The sequence below is a fragment of the Flavobacterium sp. KH_001 genome (assembly GCF_057840745.1).
On record NZ_CM174520.1, the window covers coordinates 4,665,317 to 4,683,982 of the forward strand.

Here is an 18,666-nt window from a genome sequence, read left to right on the forward strand (position 1 = left end):
ATCCTTTGATAATGAATAACAATACAAAATCAGCCCGATGTGAATTGTTACATTTAAATTAATAAATGGACATTCTTGTGACAATTCTGAAAAAAAGACTTAATTTAGCTAGCCGTTTTTGAAAAAAATTTGATTTCGGTGAAGACTAAATACAGAATCTATGAATCTAGTAGACAAGTTCAGTAACGTAGACCACTATTTTTCGCCTAAAATAATTGATGAAGTAAATGATCAATATATTAAAGTGGCAAAAATAAAAGGTCAGGAAATACCGTGGCATAATCACGAAAATGAAGACGAATTATTCTATATTGTCGAAGGTGAACTTTTAATGGAAATTGAAAACGAGCCATCATTTACTATGAAAAAAGGCGAATTATTTGTAGTCAAAAAAGGAATAAATCACCGGGTTTCATCTGTTGAGGAATGTCTAATAATGCTTATAGAATCTAAAACAACAGAGCATACCGGAAAAGTAATAAGTCCTATTACAAAATCAATTGAAGAACAAACCTATTAATAAGGATTCTTCTTTTGAAAACGAGTCCCCTAGCCCTGATGGGAACGGCATCCTTTTATGGTGGGGTTCACCATAAAAGATACAGTGGACAGCAGGAAGCAGCTCCTTCCTTCTACTAACCTCTGAATAAGCACTTAGAATAAAATATAAATTATAATATACCAAAAATGAGATTAGAAGATTTTGATAATGATGAGGATAAAGTAATTCAGGATCGTTTGAAACAAAAAACGTGGAACGAAATTAGAACCAATGACAGCTGGGCGATTTTTAAAATCATGTCCGAATTTGTAAACGGTTACGAAAGCATGGGGCGTATTGGTCCGTGTGTATCGATTTTTGGATCGGCGAGAACAAAACCAGATGATAAATACTATTTATTGGCTGAAAAAATTGCTTATAAAATTAGTAAAGCCGGTTATGGTGTGATTACGGGGGGTGGTCCCGGGATTATGGAAGCCGGAAACAAGGGTGCTCATCTCGGTGGCGGAACTTCGGTTGGCTTAAATATCGAATTGCCTTTTGAACAGCATTTTAACCCTTATATCGACCACGATAAAAACCTGAATTTTGACTATTTCTTTGTTAGAAAAGTAATGTTTGTAAAATACTCTCAGGGATTTGTAGTAATGCCCGGAGGTTTTGGAACTTTGGATGAAATGTTTGAAGCGATTACTTTAATTCAAACCAAGAAAATTGGAAAGTTCCCAATTATTTTAGTGGGAGTTGAATTCTGGTCAGGATTGATTGAATGGGTTAAAACGGTTTTGGTTGAAAAAATGCAAACTGTAAGTCCAGACGATTTAAACTTATTCAAAATCGTAGATACTGAAGATGAAGTAGTTGATGTTCTGGATAAATTCTACAAAAAATACGACTTAAGTCCAAATTTCTAATTTTTAAATTATATCGCATTTTAAGTTATTGTAACTTTAATAAAAGGAAAATAAATCGTTTAAATGCATAAATAACGTTAAGTATCACAAAAATTGAAAGCTGTTTTTTAAAACAGCTTTTTTTATGCTATTTTTACAAAAAACCAAAACGACTTTACATTCGTAACTTAAGTATACGCTAAATTATCCCGAGTCATCCTTGAAATCATTTTATAAATTCATATTCTTCATTTTAGTTTTATTCAGCTCAATAAAACAATATGCACAACATCAGTCTAAGATGGATGTGGCGGTTAATCTTGAACTTAAAACATTGAATGTAAGACAGGATATTACGTTTCATAACACCTCAAATGATTCTTTGACTTCCATCGTTTTGAATGACTGGAACAACGCTTTTTCAGGTAAAAACACACCTTTGGCCAAACGCTTTTCAGATGAGTTTTACAGGGGTTTTCATGTTGCCAAATCTGAAGAAAGAGGAAATACAACAATTTTGAATTTGACCGATTCAGATAATTTGGCCTTAGAATGGGAAAGAACTGATAAAAATCCTGATTTTATTATTGTTAAACTGAATCGAAAGTTAAATCCAGGAGAGAAAATAGACCTCCACCTTATTTATATTTCAAAAATTCCGAGCGCTAAATTTACACATTACGGCTTTGAGCAAAATGGTGGAATGAACTTAAAAAACTGGTTTTTAACTCCTGCCCGATTTGAAAATCATAAGTTTATCAAAAACAATAATTTTAATCTTGATGATATTGCTAATGCGACTTCGGATTATGAGGTTGAAATAAAGATTCCAAATAATTATTTCATTACGACCGATTTAAATTCGGTTTCAAAAGAAGATTCTAATGCTGCTTACAGTACTTATTCTTTTTCCGGAACTAACAGAACCGATTTTAATTTGTTTATCGAAAAACAAAATAGCTTCAGAAGTTATACTACTGGAGATTTAGAAGTACTATCTGATTTAAAAACGAAAAAGCTTAACGACATTCAGAGAGCCATTGTTATCAACAGAGTAGCTACTTTTGCCAATGAATTTATTGGAAAATATCCCCATCAAAAAATCACAGTTTCTCAGGCTGATTATGATCGAAATCCTTTTTACGGATTAAATCAGTTGCCATCATTTATTAGTCCGTTTACGGATGAATTTGTTTTTGAGATTACTTTCCTAAAAACTTATCTAAACAATTATCTGAAGAATAGTTTACGCCTTGATCCCCGAAGAGACAATTGGGTTTATGACGGAATTCAGATTTACACCATGATGAAATACATGGAAGAAAATCATTTGGATCAAAAGATGTTGGGAAGACTTTCGGACATGAAACTTTTTAAAAGTTATAATATCACCAATCTGACTTTTAACGAGCAATACAGCTATTATTACATGCTGATGGCGCGAAAAAACCTGGATCAGCCAATTGGTGACCCAAAAAATACCTTGATCAAATTCAACGAACAGATTGCGAGTAAATACCGTGCGGGTTTAAGTTTGAGTTATTTAGATGATTATTTAAATCATAACATTGTACCTGAAAGTGTTCAGGAATTTTATAATTTAAATAAAGTAAAACAGACAAACCGTTTTGATTTTGAAGAAATCCTCACTAAAAATAGTCCAAAAAAAATCAATTGGTTTTTTGAAACTATTATCGATTCACGCGAAATTATTGATTATAAATTCACCAATGTTTCAAGAACCAAAGACAGCGTACAATTTCAGATAAAAAACAAGACTGGCATTTATGCCCCAATTCCCGTTTATGGAATTAAGAAAAATGAAGTCGTTTTTAAAACCTGGATTGAACCAACAAAGAATGATTCGGTTTATAACTTTGATCGAAAAAATGCGGACAAAATCGTGCTTAATTATGACAATGAAGTTCCAGAATACAACCAAAGAAATAACTGGAAATCGTTAAAAAACATTGTAATCGTAAATCGTCCGATTAAATTTAATTTTGCCAAAGATTTAGAAGATCCTTACTACAATCAGATTTTATACATTCCGACACTTAATTATAATTTATATGATGGATTGACGCCTGGGATTCGCTTTCATAATAAAACCATTTTAGACAAACCGTTTATATTTGATATTAATCCGGCTTATTCCATAAAAGCAGGAACAATTTCCGGCTCATCGGCGTTTTCATATACTCAGTATTATCGTAATAGTACACTTTATAATGTACGTTATTCGATTAGTCAGAATTATTTTCACTATGCTCCTGATGCTGCCTATTTGAGATTAAATCCAATGGTGCAATTTCGCATTCGCGAGAAAAATTTCCGAGACAACAGAAAACAACTTTTCTTGTTGCGTGAAGTTATTGTAAATCGAGAGTCCAGCGAATACATTACTGATAATTCACCTGCAAATTATTCTATCTTCAATGCACGTTATTCGAATACTAAAACCGAATTAATCAATCATTTTAATTTCATGACTGATGTTCAGTTTTCTGGAGATTTTGGAAAATTGGCTGGAGAAATTGAATACAGAAGATTGTTTGACGATAATCGTAAATTAAATTTAAGATTTTACGCAGGAAGTTTTCTTTATAACAAGACAGATTCAGACTATTTCAGCTTTGGTTTAGATCGTCCAACCGATTATATGTTCGATTATAATTTCTACGGAAGATCTGAAAGTAGTGGTTTTTTCAGTCAGCAATTTGTCATGGCTGAAGGTGGTTTTAAATCTAAAATTGAGCCATCCTTTGCCAATCAATGGATGACAACATTAAACGCGAGTTATTCGATATGGAATTGGATTGAAATGTATGGTGATATTGGTTTCATGAAAAGTAAACATCAAAGTGCCGATTTTGTGTATGATACCGGAGTTCGTCTAAACCTTGTTCCTGATTATTTTGAACTTTATTTTCCGGTTTACTCCAATAATGGGTGGGAAATTACCCAACCAAAATATAACGAAAAAATTAGATTTGTTATAACATTGTCCCCTAAAACATTAGTCAATCTTTTTACCCGAAAATGGTTTTAATTGAATAAATTTTAATCAAAAAGATGCATTATTATTATTAAATTGTGTTTTTTATTTAAAATAACATAAATAAAATACGTAGTTTTTTGATTTTAAATACATATAATTAAATTATATTTATTTTAAAGAATTATGATTATTGATTGTTTTTAAGTAATTTCGCAGTCTCAACATGACCATTCCAGATTATGATTATAGAAAAAAACAATACTACGTTAACATTTGAGGATTTCAAAACTGAGGTATTAAAGGACTACAGAATTGCAGTAACCAGTCGTGAATGTAGCCTTTTAGGTCGTAAAGAAGTATTGACAGGAAAAGCCAAATTTGGAATATTTGGTGACGGAAAAGAAGTTCCACAACTTGCGATGGCGAAAGCTTTCAAAAATGGTGACTTTCGTTCAGGATACTACCGCGATCAGACTTTTATGATGGCGATTGGCGAATTAACTCCAAAACAATTTTTCGCAGGTTTATACGGTCATACCGATTTAGATTTTGATCCAATGTCAGCCGGAAGACAAATGGGCGGACACTTTGTAACACACAGTTTAAACGAAGACGGATCCTGGAAAGACCTGACAAAACAAAAAAATTCAAGCGCAGATATATCTCCTACAGCGGGGCAAATGCCAAGATTATTGGGATTGGCCCAGGCTTCTAAAATTTACAGAAATGTTGATGGAATCAAAATCAAAGATAAATTCTCTGTAGACGGAAACGAAGTAGCCTGGGGAACTATTGGTAACGCCAGTACTTCTGAAGGTTTATTTTTTGAAACAATTAATGCTGCCGGAGTTTTACAAGTTCCGATGGTAATGAGCGTTTGGGATGATGAATACGGAATTTCGGTTCACGCTAAACATCAGACAACCAAAGAAAACATCTCAGAAATCCTTAAAGGATATCAACGCGATGAAGATTCTAAAGGATATGAAATTTTCAGAGTAAAAGGATGGGATTATGCTGAACTGGTTTCGACTTACGAAAGAGCTGGCGCCATTGCCCGTGAAGAACATATTCCGGTTTTAATTCACGTAAACGAATTAACACAACCACAAGGACACTCTACTTCAGGTTCACACGAACGTTATAAAAATGGAGAAAGACTGGCTTGGGAAAGAGATTTCGATTGTATTCGTCAGATGCGTTTATGGATGATTGCCATCAATATTGCATCTCCTGAAGAACTTTCAGAAATTGAATTTGAATTGAAAAAAGAAGTCCTTGAGGCTAAAAAAGAAGCCTGGAATTCTTTCATCAACCCAATTATTGAAGATCAAAAAAACCTTTTGACATTATTGGAGCAAATTGCAGAAGCAAGCATCAATCATAAAGAAAGAATTAGAAAATATATTTCAGAATTAAGCGCTATCAAATCGCCTTTAAAAAAGGAAATGTTGGTTATAGCGCGCAAAATATTGCGTTTTGTAGAAGTGCCAAACAGCAAGGCTTTATTATCGAACTGGATTACAGATTACATTACAAAAACACAACCAAGATTCAGCAGTCATTTACATTCTGATTCGGATTTGAATGTTTATTCTGTAGAAAAAGTACTTCCTGAATATGCAGAAAATGCAAAACCGGATTCAGATGGCCGAATGATCCTTCGCGATAACTTCGACGCTTTGTTTACCAAATACCCTGAAACACTAATTTTTGGTGAGGATGTAGGAAACATTGGTGATGTAAACCAAGGTTTAGAAGGCATGCAGGAAAAATACGGAGAACTTCGTGTTGCCGATGTCGGAATTCGTGAAGCAACTATCGTTGGTCAGGGAATCGGGATGGCTCTAAGAGGTTTACGCCCTATTGCTGAGATTCAGTACTTAGATTATTTATTATATGCGATCCAGATCATGAGTGATGATTTGGCTACATTACAATATAGAACTGTCGGAAAACAAAAAGCACCGTTAATTATTAGAACTCGTGGACACCGTTTAGAAGGTATCTGGCATTCTGGTTCTCCAATGGGAATGATTATCAACGCTATTCGCGGAATCCACGTTTTGGTTCCAAGAAACATGACACAGGCGGCAGGATTCTACAACGCTCTTTTAGAAACTGATGAACCAGCTTTGGTAATTGAATGTTTAAATGGATACCGTTTAAAAGAAAAAACACCTTTGAATTTTGGTGAGTTCAAAACGCCAATCGGTGTTGTTGAAACATTAAAGGAAGGTTCTGATATTACACTTGTTTCTTATGGTTCAACTTTAAGATTAGTAGAACAAGCAGCAACTGAATTATTAGATTTAGGAATTGATTGTGAAGTTATTGACATTCAGTCTTTACTTCCATTCGACATCAATAAGGATATTGTAAAAAGTATCGCCAAAACAAATCGTTTGTTAGTAATCGACGAAGATGTTCCCGGTGGAGCTTCTGCTTTTATCTTACAACAAATTTTGGAAGAGCAAGATGCATATGTTCATTTAGACAGCAAACCACAAACTCTTGCTGCAAAAGCCCACAGACCGGCTTACGGAACTGATGGCGACTATTTCTCTAAACCTTCTGCCGAAGATATTTTCGAAAAGGTTTATAGTATGATGCATGAAGTTAATCCTTCTAAATTCCCGGATTTATACTAATTTTAGATTTTAGATTTTAGATTTTAGATTTTAGATTTTAGATTTTAGATTTTTTCAGATAACAAAAAAGCTCCAAAATTTTGGAGCTTTTTTGTTTTGTTACAATGACAAAAATCCGTTTTTATCTGCGCTTTCGCTTTAGCGAATCCGTTTCATCCGCGTACCATCTTCACAGCAACACAACTATTTAGAAGCCAAAATACCCCTAGCCTTTTCTAAATCCTCAGCCGTATCAATACCAATCCCAACATGCGTTGTTTCAACCATCTTAATACGTTTTCCGAATTCTAAATAACGTAATTGCTCTAATTTCTCAGAAGCTTCCAAAGATTTCATTGGCAAGCTATAAAAGTCTAACAAGGCCTGTTTTCTGAATGCATAAATTCCAATATGCTGGAAATAACGAACACCAACATCCTTATCTCTCGGATACGGAATTACAGAACGCGAAAAATATAATGCAAACTGCGATTGATCTACAACAACCTTCACATTATTCGGATTATTAATTTCGTCTTCATCTGTGATTTCACGCATTAAAGAAGCTAAATCAATCTTTTGATCTTCATCATTCTTAAAAACAGATAAAACCTGCTCTAAAGGCCCAGCTTCAGTAAAAGGCTCATCACCCTGAACATTCACTACAATATCAACATCAAGACTAAATATAGCTTCCGCAATTCGGTCACTTCCTGATTCGTGTTCTTTGATGCTCATAATGGCTTTTCCTCCATTTGAAACAATTTCATTAAAAATCAAATCAGAGTCGGTAACGACAAATACATCGTCAAATAAATTTGTTGCTACTGAAGCTTCATACGTTCTAAGAATTACCGTTTTACCTCCAAGATCCTGCATCAATTTAGCAGGAAAACGTGTTGATGCATATCGCGCCGGAATTACAGCTATTATTTTCATTTTAGATATTTTTAAATTTTATTCTTTGCGAGTCTCTGTGAAACCTTCGTGTCACTTTGTATAATAGCTTTTTCACAGAGATACACGAAGGTTCCACAGAGATTCACGAAGTATTATTACATAATTTTTACAGATGTCATACTCAACGAACCCGCCAATAATTTATCATTAAACAAGTTCAATTCTTCTGACTTTTCTTTTAAACCCAGAGTATACAACAAAGGTAAATAATGATCAGGAGTTGGAATTGCAATCTGCACGGCTTTGCTCATTTTTTCGAAATCTATTAAAGGCTGGAAATTTCCATCCAATAAATAATTATTTACTGTTTCTCTGGCTTCAATAGCCCAATCGAAACCATAATTGTCTTTATCAAAATTTCTAAAATCTACTAAACGAAGATTATGAACAATGTTTCCGCTTCCGATAATCAAAACACCTTTATGACGAAGTGATTGTAATTTCTGAGCTAACTCAAAATGATATTGTCCCGATTTGGTATAATCAATACTCAACTGAATTACGGGAACATTTGCTTCTGGATATAAATGTTTTATTACGCTCCAGGCACCGTGATCTAAACCCCAATGTTCATCTAAATCAACATGTACAGGTTCTAATATTTTCTTAGTTTCTACAGCCAATTCCGGACTTCCTTTTGCAGGATATTGAACATCAAAAAGTGCCTGCGGAAAACCACCAAAATCATGAATGGTTCTTGGCATTTGCATCGAGGTTACTTTGGTTCCATTCGTAAACCAATGCGCCGAAATACATAAAATCGCATTTGGTTGTGGCAATGTTTTAGCCAGATTTCGAAAACCGGCCACAAACTGATTTTCTTCAATGGCGTTCATCGGACTTCCGTGTCCTAAAAACAAAACCGGCATTTTATCTGTATTCGAAAACGTAGAGGAAATCGAATGTAAGTCGTTTAGAGTTGTCATTTTGTATAGATTCTTTTGCCACTAATTTCACTAATTTTTCACTAATTATTTTTTGGAAAGCCTTAATTCAGTTAATAGTTGATTATAACTTTTTGAATTTTTAGAATTATAATCGTAAACTTTAATTAAAAAAGTTGAATCAGAATTTATAATTGAAAATGAATCTCCTGCATGTCCTGGGAATCTTTCCCCTGCTTTAGAGTCAATCATTCTTTTCATATATTCAATTATTGATTTTTTATTCGAATCTGTTAATTTGATTGTTTTTTGAACAACAATTGTTTCTATATTATGTCCATTATTATCTCGCTTTTCACAATCAATATCCGTTTTGATATAATTCAAAAAACAATCTTTATAATTTCCTTCTTTAGCAAATATTTTTAAATCTTCATGATGCCCACCCCACTCTCCACATTCACTAAAACGAGCATCGATTTTTAAACCAGCATCCACTCCACTACTACCCAAAGTAATTGGATCAAAGAAAACTATTGGTTTATCCTTTTCTTCAATCTTAAAATCTTGTTTCTTCGAGCAACTTAAACTAATTAATATAAGAACTAAAAGTATTTTTTTCATTATTACTAATTGACATTAAATAATTCGTGCTAATTCGTGAAATTCGTGGCAAAACTTTACTCCTCAAAACTTTCGTCTTTAAATCCTATCAAATATAACTTATTTTTAGCACGTGTCATTGCCGTATACAACCATCGAATATAATCGCGATCGATTCCGTTTGGTAAATATGGCTGTTCGATGAATACGGTGTCCCACTGCCCTCCCTGCGATTTATGACAGGTTATGGCATAGGAAAATTTCACTTGCAAGCCGTTAAAATATTCGTTTTCTTTTACTTTTTGAAACTTCTTATATTTTGTACTTTCATCTTCATAATCTTTCATCACTTCTTCGTACAAGCGATTGGATTCTTCATAAGTTAATGACGGAGATTCACTTTTTATTGTATCCAAAAGCAAAACTGTTTCAAAAGGTTTCTGATCAGGATAATCGACCATTCTGATTTTTACTTTGGCAAAAGTAAATCCGTATAGTTCTTTAATTCCGAACATTTCCAACACTTCAATAATATCTCCGTTGGCAATAAATCCGGCTTCATCTGTTTCCTTCAGCCAGAAATAATTATTTTTTACCACCATCAAAAAATCACCTACCGAAAGTTCACTTTCTTTAAACAAAATTCGGGTTCTGATTTGCTCGTTGTATTGATTCGCTCTTTTATTCGAGCGCACAATAAAGGCTGTATCTTCAATACTATAATTACTGTATGCTGTATTTATCGCATCCTGAATATCATAACCGTCGGTCAAACGAACGATATCCTTGAACTTTTTTACATTGAACTTAAACTCCGTAATAAAACTTTCTTTCAATAATTCACGTAATTCGGTTGCATTGTATAAAATCCCGGAATTTTCTTCCTGACGCATTACTTCGTCTAATTCGATATGTTCAACTTCTTTATCGTAATGAATTCCTAAAGTTTGAATATCAAGTGCTGGACTAATATCTAAATTAACCGGAGGCAGCTGGGCAGTATCTCCCAAAAGAATCATTTTACAATTAGTTCCGGAATAAACATACTGAATCAAATCATCTAAAAGCGATCCGTTATCATACAATTTCGAATCCGAATTACTGTCAGAAATCATCGAAGCCTCATCGACGATAAAAATCGTGTTTTTATGTTTATTTACCTGTTTTGTAAAAGCCACGCCTCCACCAGAGGACTTTTTAGGAAAATATATTTTTTTATGAATCGTAAATGCAGGTGTATTGGAATAATTGGCAATTACTTTTGCCGCGCGACCCGTTGGTGCCAGCAAAACATACTTCTTATTAATTTCTCCCAGATTATTTACAATAGTCGAAATCACCGTTGTTTTTCCGGTTCCGGCATACCCCTTCAGTACAAAAATGGTATCGTTTGCCGGTTCGGTTAAAAAGATGGCAATTTTTTGAAAAAAAATATCTTGTTTATAGGTGGGAGCAAAAGGAAATTTTCTTTGTAAAACGCCGTAAAACAGTGCTGAATTCATAGGGTAAAATTGAACAACAAAGTACGGTTTTTTAAATGGCAATTTCAATTTCAAAAACCAATATTTTCCACCATATAAGTGATATAAGTTCAGTTAAGCACAGCCTGATAATCGCTTTTAATTCAAAATGATCTAGAGTAAATATAAGAATACTTAAAATCAGAAATTAATTGAACTTATATCTCTTATATGGTGGAGAAAAAACTTAACATTGCCTTAAAATGTATATTAAATTGTTTTTTGAAATTGCAATTATTATTCTTGCTTTTTAATTTGTAAGTTTGTGTTCGAATTAAATTCCTTCTTGACACTACAACAGGTAATGAATTGAAAATCAAATTATGGCATTTCAAAATACTAATATTACATCAAAAAATTATAAAAAGCTTTCTATTCAGGTTTCCCTGACCGGATTTTCTTTTTGTTGTTTTGATACCTTAAATAATACCATTACTTCTTTTAATGAAGTTCAATTTGATCCCACTAAAAAGGCGACCAAAATTGAAGAATCCTTTAGTGATGCTTTTAAAAAATATCCGGAACTGAAAGACACTTACGACGAAATTATGGTGATTCATAATAACAATCTTTCCACTTTTGTTCCAACTGCTCTTTTTGATGAAAATTATCTGGGCAGCTATTTGCAATACAATACAAAAGTTTTCGAAACTGATTTTTTTACCTTCGACACTATTTCAAATTACGAAATGAATGCCGTTTACATTCCGTATGTAAACATCAATAATTTCCTGATTGACAATGTTGGATCTTTTGACTATAAACATGTTAACAGCATTTTAGTCGAAAAAATTCTTGACGCTTCACGAAATAACGATGACAAAAAAATGATCGTTAATTTTAATCCGGAGCATTTTGAAATTATCGTAGTTCAAAACCAAAAGTTGTTATTATTCAATTCTTTTGAATATAATACCCCGGAAGATTTTATTTACTACCTGCTTTTTACAGCCGAACAATCGAATTTAAATCCTGAGATTTTTCCACTCGAATTGTTGGGTACTATCGAAAAAAACGACCCTTTTTATACCATAGCGTATAAATACATTCGTAATGTTTCCTTCTTAGATGTAAGCACATTACAAGAGAAAAATAACTTTTCTACTGCACAAAATCAAAAACATTATATCTTATTTCAATCATGAGAATCATTTCTGGAAAATACAAAGGACGCCGCATTTTTCCGCCAAAAAACCTTCCTGTAAGACCTACAACTGACATGAGTAAAGAAGCATTATTTAATGTTTTGAACAATCATTTTAGTTTTGACAGTTTAAAAGTTTTAGATTTATTTTCTGGAACTGGCAATATTAGCTTTGAATTCGCTTCACGCGGAAGTGCACCCATTACCTCTGTTGACGGAGATTTCGGTTGTGTAAAATTCATCAAACAAGTTTCATCAGAATATGATTTTGATATCGCTGCGACTAAAAGCGATGTTTATAAATTCTTGGAAAACTGCAAAACTTCTTACGATATTATCTTTGCCGATCCGCCTTACGGATTAGATCAGGCTGCATTTGAAAAAATTGTGCTGACGGTTTTCGAAAGAGATTTATTGCACGAAGATGGCATGATGATTATCGAACATTCCAAATACACCAAAATGGAGCATTTGAGTAATTTCTCTTTCCAGAAAAGTTATGGTGGTTCCTTTTTTAGTTTCTTCGAATTAAATTCGACAGACGACGATGAAGAATTACCAGATGATTCATTAAAAAAAGTTACTGAAGAAGACGAGGGATAATTTCCTTTTGACTAGTCCTAAATAATCGATACAGATTATTAGACAAATATCTTTAATTAAACACCTGTAAGAACTTTTTTTACAGGTGTTTTTCTTTTATAAGTTCTCATCTGTATTATGTTTTGTTGGTGCATTTGATTAGGGGTGAGCATATAATTAGAGTAATGTGGTCTTTTATTATTATAAATATCAATTGCATTTTTCACTAGCGCCTTCATCACAGCAATCTGCTGATTAAACTTATCAATATTAAATTCTTGTTTTAGAATTCCATTTATTCTCTCTGCCACTGCATTTTCATATGGATCCGAGTTTTGAGTCATGCTGCATTTTATATTGTTTTGATTTAATAGTTTTTGATATTGATCAGAACAATACTGTAGTCCTCTATCGGAATGATGGATTAATACTGAGTCTTTATCACTGCGTTGTTTTATTGCATTTTTTAAAGCCGTTAAGGTACTTTGAGTATTCATGTTATCTGCCACATTAAAGCCCATTATTCTTTTAGAGTAAGCATCTGTTATTAGACTTAAATAACAAGGATTATCTCTTTTCCCAATATAAGTTATGTCTGATACCCAGACTTGCTCAGGTCTGCGGATCTGTAAATCTAATATTTGATTTTGATGCTTTCTAAATCGGTGATGAGAGTTTGTTGTTATGTGATAAGAACGTTTAGGCATTATCAACAAATGATTTGCTCTAAGTATATTGATAAATTTATCTCTACCGATTTTGAGTTGATGCAATTGAACTTTTAAAAGATAATACAGTTTTTTTGCTCCTATTCGGGGCATTGTCTGTCTAATTCCAAGAACCAGGCTGATAACTTCTGAAGCCAGATGCTGTCTGGAACTGGTTCTTTTTATTCTTCGATAATAAACCTGTCTGTCTATCCCGAACAAAGTACAGGCAAACATTATTGTTTGTTGATGTTCTTCTTTAAAATGGTCGATTGTTCGGGTGGTGAGTTTTTTCGGATGTCAATTTGATATTCTTTTTCAGCTATATCAATCATCATATCAAAAATAATAGCCTTTTTATCAGCAACATAAGCCTGCTGTTCTAAAAATGCTTTTTGTCTTTCTAATAACTTCACTTTGGCTTCAAGTTCCATTATTTTTTGTTCAGGAGATTTTGACATAGTAAGAGGTGTTTGATTGTCCCAATCAAAGTTACCAAATTTCCGAAGCCATTGAACGATTGTAGAACGGGACTGAATGGCATAATCTTTTTTAACTTGCGAAATTGAAGTTCTCCCTTGTTCTATTTCCTGAACAATTTGAAGCTTAAAAGCCATAGTGTAATCTTTCTGTGTACGCTTTACATAGCGCAATTGTTGATCTTTTTCCATAATGATACTTTTTGTGTATCGCTATTTCAGGACAAGACATTTTAGATCATAAAAAAGTCCCTTGAAAATCAAGGGACTTTTTTATTTTTATCGAACTCTGTTTTGGTTTTCATCAACGGTTTTTTCTTTGAATTCCGTTTCCTTAATTTTTCCAAAAGTATATTTGACCGAAATAGAAATTTCATTTGCATCAACCAAATATCTTGATTTTGAACTTATATTGTTTATCGTGAACTTTTCAGCATAAATTGTATTTTTGAAGATATCATTATAACTTAAAATGCAACTCCAATTTTTGCCAAAAGTTTTTACCAGCGACATATCAAATACAAAATTGGCTCGTCTTTCAAAAACGCCTTCTCTTTGCTTTGTCATTCCCCAAAATGAAAAAGCAAAAGTAAATTCTTTGGGTAATTTAAATTCATTATTGGAGTAATAATATAAATAGGGTTTTGATGAATTGAGCAATGCAGCATCATCTTCAATTTTATTTTTTATGAAAATTAGCGAATTTGTTGTCGTCCAAGTTTTATAAGTAAAAGGTAAAGTAAAATCAATATTAAAACCAGTTTCTTTTTTGAAATTGATTTCAGTAAAAGTCAAAACATTCGTTTGATCATCAAATATAAAACTGCGATAAACTGGATTTCGATTTTGATAATAACTTAGTTTAATAGTTTTATCATGATATTGAAAAAGTGTCGAAATTTCATCATTAAATGTGGGATTCAGATTTATATTGTTCCCATAAATAAAATAGGGATTTATGTACGTTGCAATTTGACTCAAAGAAGAATAATTAGGCCTTATAATACTTTTGGCATAATTTATATTAATGCTTTTTGTACTGTCAATGGGAAATGTAAAAGTTGCTTTCGGAAAAATATTCGTATAATTTTTATCAATCAATGGAGAAATATCGCTTTTAAATTGCCCTTTTACTTTGGTGTTTTCTACTCTTAATCCTAAAGAAAAATCAATCTTTTTTATCTTGCTCGAAAACTGTATATAGGCAGCTAAATTTTCTTCTTTAAAATCATAATTTAGAAAGGTATTTTCATTTTTGTCAAAATCAAAAATATCAGAATCTGATTTAGAAATGGCTTTTAAATAAAGTGCGCCATATTCCAGATTCATTTCATTTTTAAACTTTTTTTCTAAATCTATACGTCCTGAAAAAACATCTACCTTAAATTTTTGATCCCGATTTTGTGATAGTTCAGGCTGGGTTTCATTAAAATTATTTTGAACCAAACTTAACAAATGCTGATTAAAATTGGAATACTGAAAACCTGCAAAAAGCTTTGTATCGATAAATTTCAGCTTTTTAGAATAATTAAGAAACGCATTTGCAAAATTCTTTTTACTTGAATTTTCACTGAACGTAAAAACATTGTTGACGTCACTTTGATTTTTATTAAAAGTAAAAGTATCAATGTCAAAAGTATCATTCCTTCGGTTTCCGTTAGCATTAACCGAAAAATAATCCTCTTCATTTATTTTATAAAACAAACCTCCTCCAAAAATATACTGATGAATATGCGAATTTGCTGTAACATCATAATTGGAAACAATTGAAGCTTGCGGAATTTCATAAGAAATATTATGGTTCTCCCAAGGATTTCGACGATTGTAATTGAAATTAGCCTTCCATTCTAATTTGTTCTTCTTGAAACTCGAATTGAATCCTAAATAATTATTATAGTTTTTTTTGAAAGACGCAACTTCAGTAATTTCAGTTCTAAAACTGTCTTTCTTGCTCAATTTCCTTGCAATTAAAATAACCGCCCTGCCTTCAGCTTCATATTTTGAAGATGGATTCTTGATAATTTCGATCGTTTTTATATCAGCAACTGACAAAGCATTCAAATCGCTCATCGTTGCTTTTTGTCCATCTATATAAATCAGAGGAGATCCTTTACCTACAACCGAAATACTTTCTCTATCTGAACTAATTTGAATTGTCGGCAATTTAGCCAACAAATCAATTGGATTTGGAATCGAATTGTAAATAGAATTGGCAACATCCAATTTTATATTCCCATTTTGATTCGAAAATGCCTTTTTATTTTGAGTGATAACAACTTCCTTCAGGTTATTCGAAATACTATCATTTGGTATTTTATTTTGGGCATTTCCTAAAAGAGAAAAAAAGAAAAGCAATAGGATTATAAAAAGTTTTAAAGGCAAATAAACATTCATTTTAAAAAGATTTTGGTTTACATTGACTGCAAAAGTGCTTCTAAAAAAAGGTTGTGAAAGTTAATTGAAGGTTAATGCGGGGTTAATGCTGAAATTGTATCATAAAAGCTTTATTTTTGGGATGAGAAAATTTGCCCGCAGATTTTAGTGGTCAGCGTGCATTAATTTCACGCAGATTATGCAGATTGAAGCAGATTTAAAAAGATCAATTTTAATCTGCTAAAATCATTTTTAAATCTGCGTGAAAAATAAAATAATCCGTTTCATCCACGGGCTAATAAAACAATGAAACAAAGAATCAATTTATTAATAACATTTTCAGTTGTCGCGTTAATCGTTTTGTCAACGGTGCAATGCTATTTGGTAAAAACCACTTACGATTATAAAGTGGCGCAGTTTCATACGGAAATCAAAAATGAAATCGCTCAGATTTCAAATAATTACAGCGATATTGATTCGGTTCTTGTAGCTAAAAAAGAAGCACTATACAAATCATTATCAGAGAATTATCTTCAGGGTAAAACGAATAAGATTGAGATTAAGAAAGCCATTCTTAAGAGTGAATTTAGTGATGCATTAACACAGAAAATCAAACGAAAATTTGAAAGAGATTTACCAAATCTAAAAATCGATTTTGCCATCGTTCTCAACAAATATATTCTGTATAAAAACAGTAAAAAAGCTGATACCATATTCTCTGAAAAACCTTTTATCAGTAATAAATTATATGGTAATTTAGCCTCTTTAAATAATGCCTTTCTAGTTCGAAATTATGTTGGAACCACCAACGGAACTTTTGAAAATCAGGACTATAAATTATTAACAGAAGACTCTATGTACGTTTCTGTTATTGATTGGGAAATGATTATTTTAAGAAGAATGACTTTCATTCTGATCTTATCCTTACTTTCCATTGTAACGCTCATAACACTTTTTGTAATTGCCATTAAAGCTTTAATCAAACAGAAAAAAGTAAGTGATGTCAAAACTGATTTTATCAATAATATAACGCACGAACTTAAAACACCTTTGGCAACTTTAGGCATCTCTACTAAAATTTTAGAACAGAAAAACATTCGTGAAAACGATGAAAATTTCAATATAATTGTTAATACGATTTCGCGTCAGAATAATCGTTTACAAAATCTGATTGATCAGGTTATGGCGAATTCTTTGGCCGAAAATGAAATTGAATTACAGAAAGAAAAAATAGAAACCGAAGATTTTCTGCTATCCATTGTAAATGATTTTAAAATTACTTTTCCAAAAATTAATCTTAAAACCGATTTTCAAACGCAGAAAACCATTTTGATTTTAGATAAATTCCATCTGACAACCGCTTTTTTAAATGTTCTGGAAAATGCTGTAAAATATGGTTCAAAAACGATTACCATAAAAACCAGAATCATAGAAAATCAATTTTCGATCAGTATTGAAGATGACGGAATCGGAATTGAAAAGAACAAACAGTCACTTCTTTTTGATAAATTTTATCGCGTACAACAAGGAAACCTGCACAACACAAAAGGCTTAGGTTTAGGCCTTTATTATGTAGACCAAATTATAAAAGCGCATCAGGGCACTGTTAAAGTTGTGAGTGATTTAGGAAAAGGAACCGAGTTTACTATTTTATTAAAAGTTTAAATACCTTATTTTGAAAAGACTACTTTTAGCTGAAGACGATTTTGATTTTGCAGCCATTTTAAAACAATATTTAGAACTGCATCAATTCGAAGTAGTCTGGGCAGAAAATGGAGAAATAGCTTTAGACTATTTTAAAAACCAGACTTTTGATATTTGTATTTTTGATGTAATGATGCCTAAAATGGACGGCTTTTCACTGGCCGAAAAAGTAATCACGATCAATCCTGAAATTCCATTTATTTTTCTGACAGCAAGAAAGTTAAAAGAAGACAAAATAATCGGATTAAAATTAGGTGCAGACGACTATATCATAAAACCTTTTGAAGTCGACGAACTGATTCTGCGTTTACAGAATATTTTAAAGAGAATTGAACAAAAGAGAAGTCTGGAAGGGAATAATATAATTGAAATTGGTTCTTATATTTTTGATAATGAAAGATTAACCCTCAACAATAAAAATCACGTACAGCAGCTCACAGAAATGGAAGCTTCTCTTATTGAGTATTTGTATCTAAACCATAACCAGTTATTAAAGAGAGACCAAATTTTAATGTCTGTCTGGAAAAAAGACGATTATTTCTCAGGACGCAGTATGGATGTTTTTATCAGCAGGCTTAGAAAATATTTTAATTCAGATCCAAAAATCAGAATTGAAAGTGTTCGTAATATTGGACTGGAATTTAAAATAGGAAAGCCTTGATAAATCAAGGCTTTTCTATTCTA

The 18,666-nt window shown here is 32.3% G+C and carries 15 protein-coding genes; 8 read left to right on the plus strand and 7 right to left on the minus strand.

Annotated features, from left to right (window positions below; all coding sequences use genetic code 11):
* Positions 1-160: 160 nt before the first annotated feature.
* The 4 genes from AC3ITQ_RS19770 (at position 161) to AC3ITQ_RS19785 (ending at position 7,047) form a co-directional block, all read left to right on the plus strand.
* The gene (locus AC3ITQ_RS19770) at positions 161-520 is read left to right on the plus strand and encodes a cupin domain-containing protein (RefSeq protein WP_489235841.1); all 360 of its coding nucleotides are present in this window, start codon (positions 161-163) and stop codon (positions 518-520) included.
* Between the two features lie 167 nt (positions 521-687).
* Positions 688-1,416, plus strand: a complete 729-nt coding sequence (locus AC3ITQ_RS19775) for an LOG family protein (RefSeq protein WP_489235842.1) — start codon at positions 688-690, stop codon at positions 1,414-1,416.
* Between the two features lie 280 nt (positions 1,417-1,696).
* Positions 1,697-4,447 carry a gluzincin family metallopeptidase gene (locus AC3ITQ_RS19780; protein WP_489235843.1) on the plus strand — a complete coding sequence of 917 codons (2,751 nt, stop codon included), beginning with the start codon at positions 1,697-1,699 and terminating at the stop codon, positions 4,445-4,447.
* A 188-nt stretch (positions 4,448-4,635) separates the two neighbouring features.
* Complete coding sequence (locus AC3ITQ_RS19785) at positions 4,636-7,047, plus strand: alpha-ketoacid dehydrogenase subunit alpha/beta (RefSeq protein ID WP_489235844.1); 2,412 nt, start codon at positions 4,636-4,638, stop codon at positions 7,045-7,047.
* A gap of 183 nt (positions 7,048-7,230) precedes the next feature.
* Here the strand turns inward: AC3ITQ_RS19785 and kdsB are convergent, their stop codons facing one another.
* The 4 genes from kdsB to AC3ITQ_RS19805 all read right to left on the minus strand — a co-directional run bounded on the left by kdsB (position 7,231) and on the right by AC3ITQ_RS19805 (position 10,975).
* Complete coding sequence (gene kdsB / locus AC3ITQ_RS19790; RefSeq protein WP_489235845.1) at positions 7,231-7,965, minus strand: 3-deoxy-manno-octulosonate cytidylyltransferase; 735 nt, start codon at positions 7,963-7,965, stop codon at positions 7,231-7,233.
* 116 nt (positions 7,966-8,081) lie between these two features.
* Positions 8,082-8,912, minus strand: coding sequence for a 4,5-DOPA-extradiol-dioxygenase (ygiD, locus tag AC3ITQ_RS19795; protein ID WP_489235846.1), 831 nt, complete (start codon positions 8,910-8,912; stop codon positions 8,082-8,084).
* Between the two features lie 45 nt (positions 8,913-8,957).
* Complete coding sequence (locus AC3ITQ_RS19800) at positions 8,958-9,494, minus strand: hypothetical protein (protein ID WP_489235847.1); 537 nt, start codon at positions 9,492-9,494, stop codon at positions 8,958-8,960.
* A 56-nt stretch (positions 9,495-9,550) separates the two neighbouring features.
* A complete protein-coding gene (locus AC3ITQ_RS19805) occupies positions 9,551-10,975 on the minus strand; it encodes an ATP-dependent DNA helicase (RefSeq protein WP_072976103.1) in 1,425 nt (474 codons plus the stop codon).
* A gap of 341 nt (positions 10,976-11,316) precedes the next feature.
* Between AC3ITQ_RS19805 and AC3ITQ_RS19810 the strand changes: the two genes are divergently transcribed.
* A complete protein-coding gene (locus tag AC3ITQ_RS19810; protein ID WP_489235848.1) occupies positions 11,317-12,138 on the plus strand; it encodes a DUF3822 family protein in 822 nt (273 codons plus the stop codon).
* A complete protein-coding gene (locus tag AC3ITQ_RS19815; protein ID WP_072976100.1) occupies positions 12,135-12,740 on the plus strand; it encodes an RsmD family RNA methyltransferase in 606 nt (201 codons plus the stop codon). The genes AC3ITQ_RS19810 and AC3ITQ_RS19815 overlap by 4 nt, the downstream gene beginning before the upstream one ends.
* Positions 12,741-12,796: 56 nt before the next feature.
* Here AC3ITQ_RS19815 and AC3ITQ_RS19820 read toward each other — a convergent pair whose 3' ends face one another.
* From AC3ITQ_RS19820 to AC3ITQ_RS19830, 3 genes are all read right to left on the minus strand, one after another.
* Positions 12,797-13,663 (minus strand): IS3 family transposase, encoded by an 867-nt coding sequence (locus AC3ITQ_RS19820; RefSeq protein WP_489234807.1) that lies wholly within the window; start codon positions 13,661-13,663, stop codon positions 12,797-12,799.
* Positions 13,663-14,097, minus strand: a complete 435-nt coding sequence (locus AC3ITQ_RS19825) for a transposase (protein ID WP_489234806.1) — start codon at positions 14,095-14,097, stop codon at positions 13,663-13,665. Before AC3ITQ_RS19825 ends, AC3ITQ_RS19820 begins: the two co-directional genes overlap by 1 nt.
* 87 nt (positions 14,098-14,184) lie before the next feature.
* Entirely contained in the window at positions 14,185-16,299 is a 2,115-nt protein-coding gene (locus tag AC3ITQ_RS19830; RefSeq protein WP_489235849.1) for a TonB-dependent receptor domain-containing protein, read from the minus strand.
* Positions 16,300-16,584: 285 nt separating this feature from the next.
* Between AC3ITQ_RS19830 and AC3ITQ_RS19835 the strand changes: the two genes are divergently transcribed.
* Both AC3ITQ_RS19835 and AC3ITQ_RS19840 read left to right on the plus strand, forming a co-directional pair.
* Entirely contained in the window at positions 16,585-17,943 is a 1,359-nt protein-coding gene (locus tag AC3ITQ_RS19835) for a sensor histidine kinase (protein ID WP_489235850.1), read from the plus strand.
* 10 nt (positions 17,944-17,953) lie between these two features.
* Positions 17,954-18,643: a response regulator transcription factor gene (locus tag AC3ITQ_RS19840; protein WP_489235851.1), complete on the plus strand. Its 690-nt coding sequence runs from the start codon at positions 17,954-17,956 to the stop codon at positions 18,641-18,643.
* Positions 18,644-18,666: the final 23 nt, after the last annotated feature.

Bases quoted from the DNA above. Each gene is read 5' to 3' on its own strand.
- AC3ITQ_RS19810 (WP_489235848.1), top strand. From the start codon at position 11,317: ATGGCATTTCAAAATACTAATATTACATCAAAAAATTATAAAAAGCTT.
- kdsB (WP_489235845.1), bottom strand. From the start codon at position 7,965: ATGAAAATAATAGCTGTAATTCCGGCGCGATATGCATCAACACGTTTT.
- AC3ITQ_RS19805 (WP_072976103.1), bottom strand. From the start codon at position 10,975: ATGAATTCAGCACTGTTTTACGGCGTTTTACAAAGAAAATTTCCTTTT.
- AC3ITQ_RS19820 (WP_489234807.1), bottom strand. From the start codon at position 13,663: ATGTTTGCCTGTACTTTGTTCGGGATAGACAGACAGGTTTATTATCGA.
- AC3ITQ_RS19770 (WP_489235841.1), top strand. From the start codon at position 161: ATGAATCTAGTAGACAAGTTCAGTAACGTAGACCACTATTTTTCGCCT.
- AC3ITQ_RS19800 (WP_489235847.1), bottom strand. From the start codon at position 9,494: ATGAAAAAAATACTTTTAGTTCTTATATTAATTAGTTTAAGTTGCTCG.
- AC3ITQ_RS19830 (WP_489235849.1), bottom strand. From the start codon at position 16,299: ATGAATGTTTATTTGCCTTTAAAACTTTTTATAATCCTATTGCTTTTC.
- AC3ITQ_RS19815 (WP_072976100.1), top strand. From the start codon at position 12,135: ATGAGAATCATTTCTGGAAAATACAAAGGACGCCGCATTTTTCCGCCA.
- AC3ITQ_RS19825 (WP_489234806.1), bottom strand. From the start codon at position 14,097: ATGGAAAAAGATCAACAATTGCGCTATGTAAAGCGTACACAGAAAGAT.
- AC3ITQ_RS19780 (WP_489235843.1), top strand. From the start codon at position 1,697: ATGGATGTGGCGGTTAATCTTGAACTTAAAACATTGAATGTAAGACAG.
- AC3ITQ_RS19785 (WP_489235844.1), top strand. From the start codon at position 4,636: ATGATTATAGAAAAAAACAATACTACGTTAACATTTGAGGATTTCAAA.
- ygiD (WP_489235846.1), bottom strand. From the start codon at position 8,912: ATGACAACTCTAAACGACTTACATTCGATTTCCTCTACGTTTTCGAAT.
- AC3ITQ_RS19775 (WP_489235842.1), top strand. From the start codon at position 688: ATGAGATTAGAAGATTTTGATAATGATGAGGATAAAGTAATTCAGGAT.
- AC3ITQ_RS19835 (WP_489235850.1), top strand. From the start codon at position 16,585: ATGAAACAAAGAATCAATTTATTAATAACATTTTCAGTTGTCGCGTTA.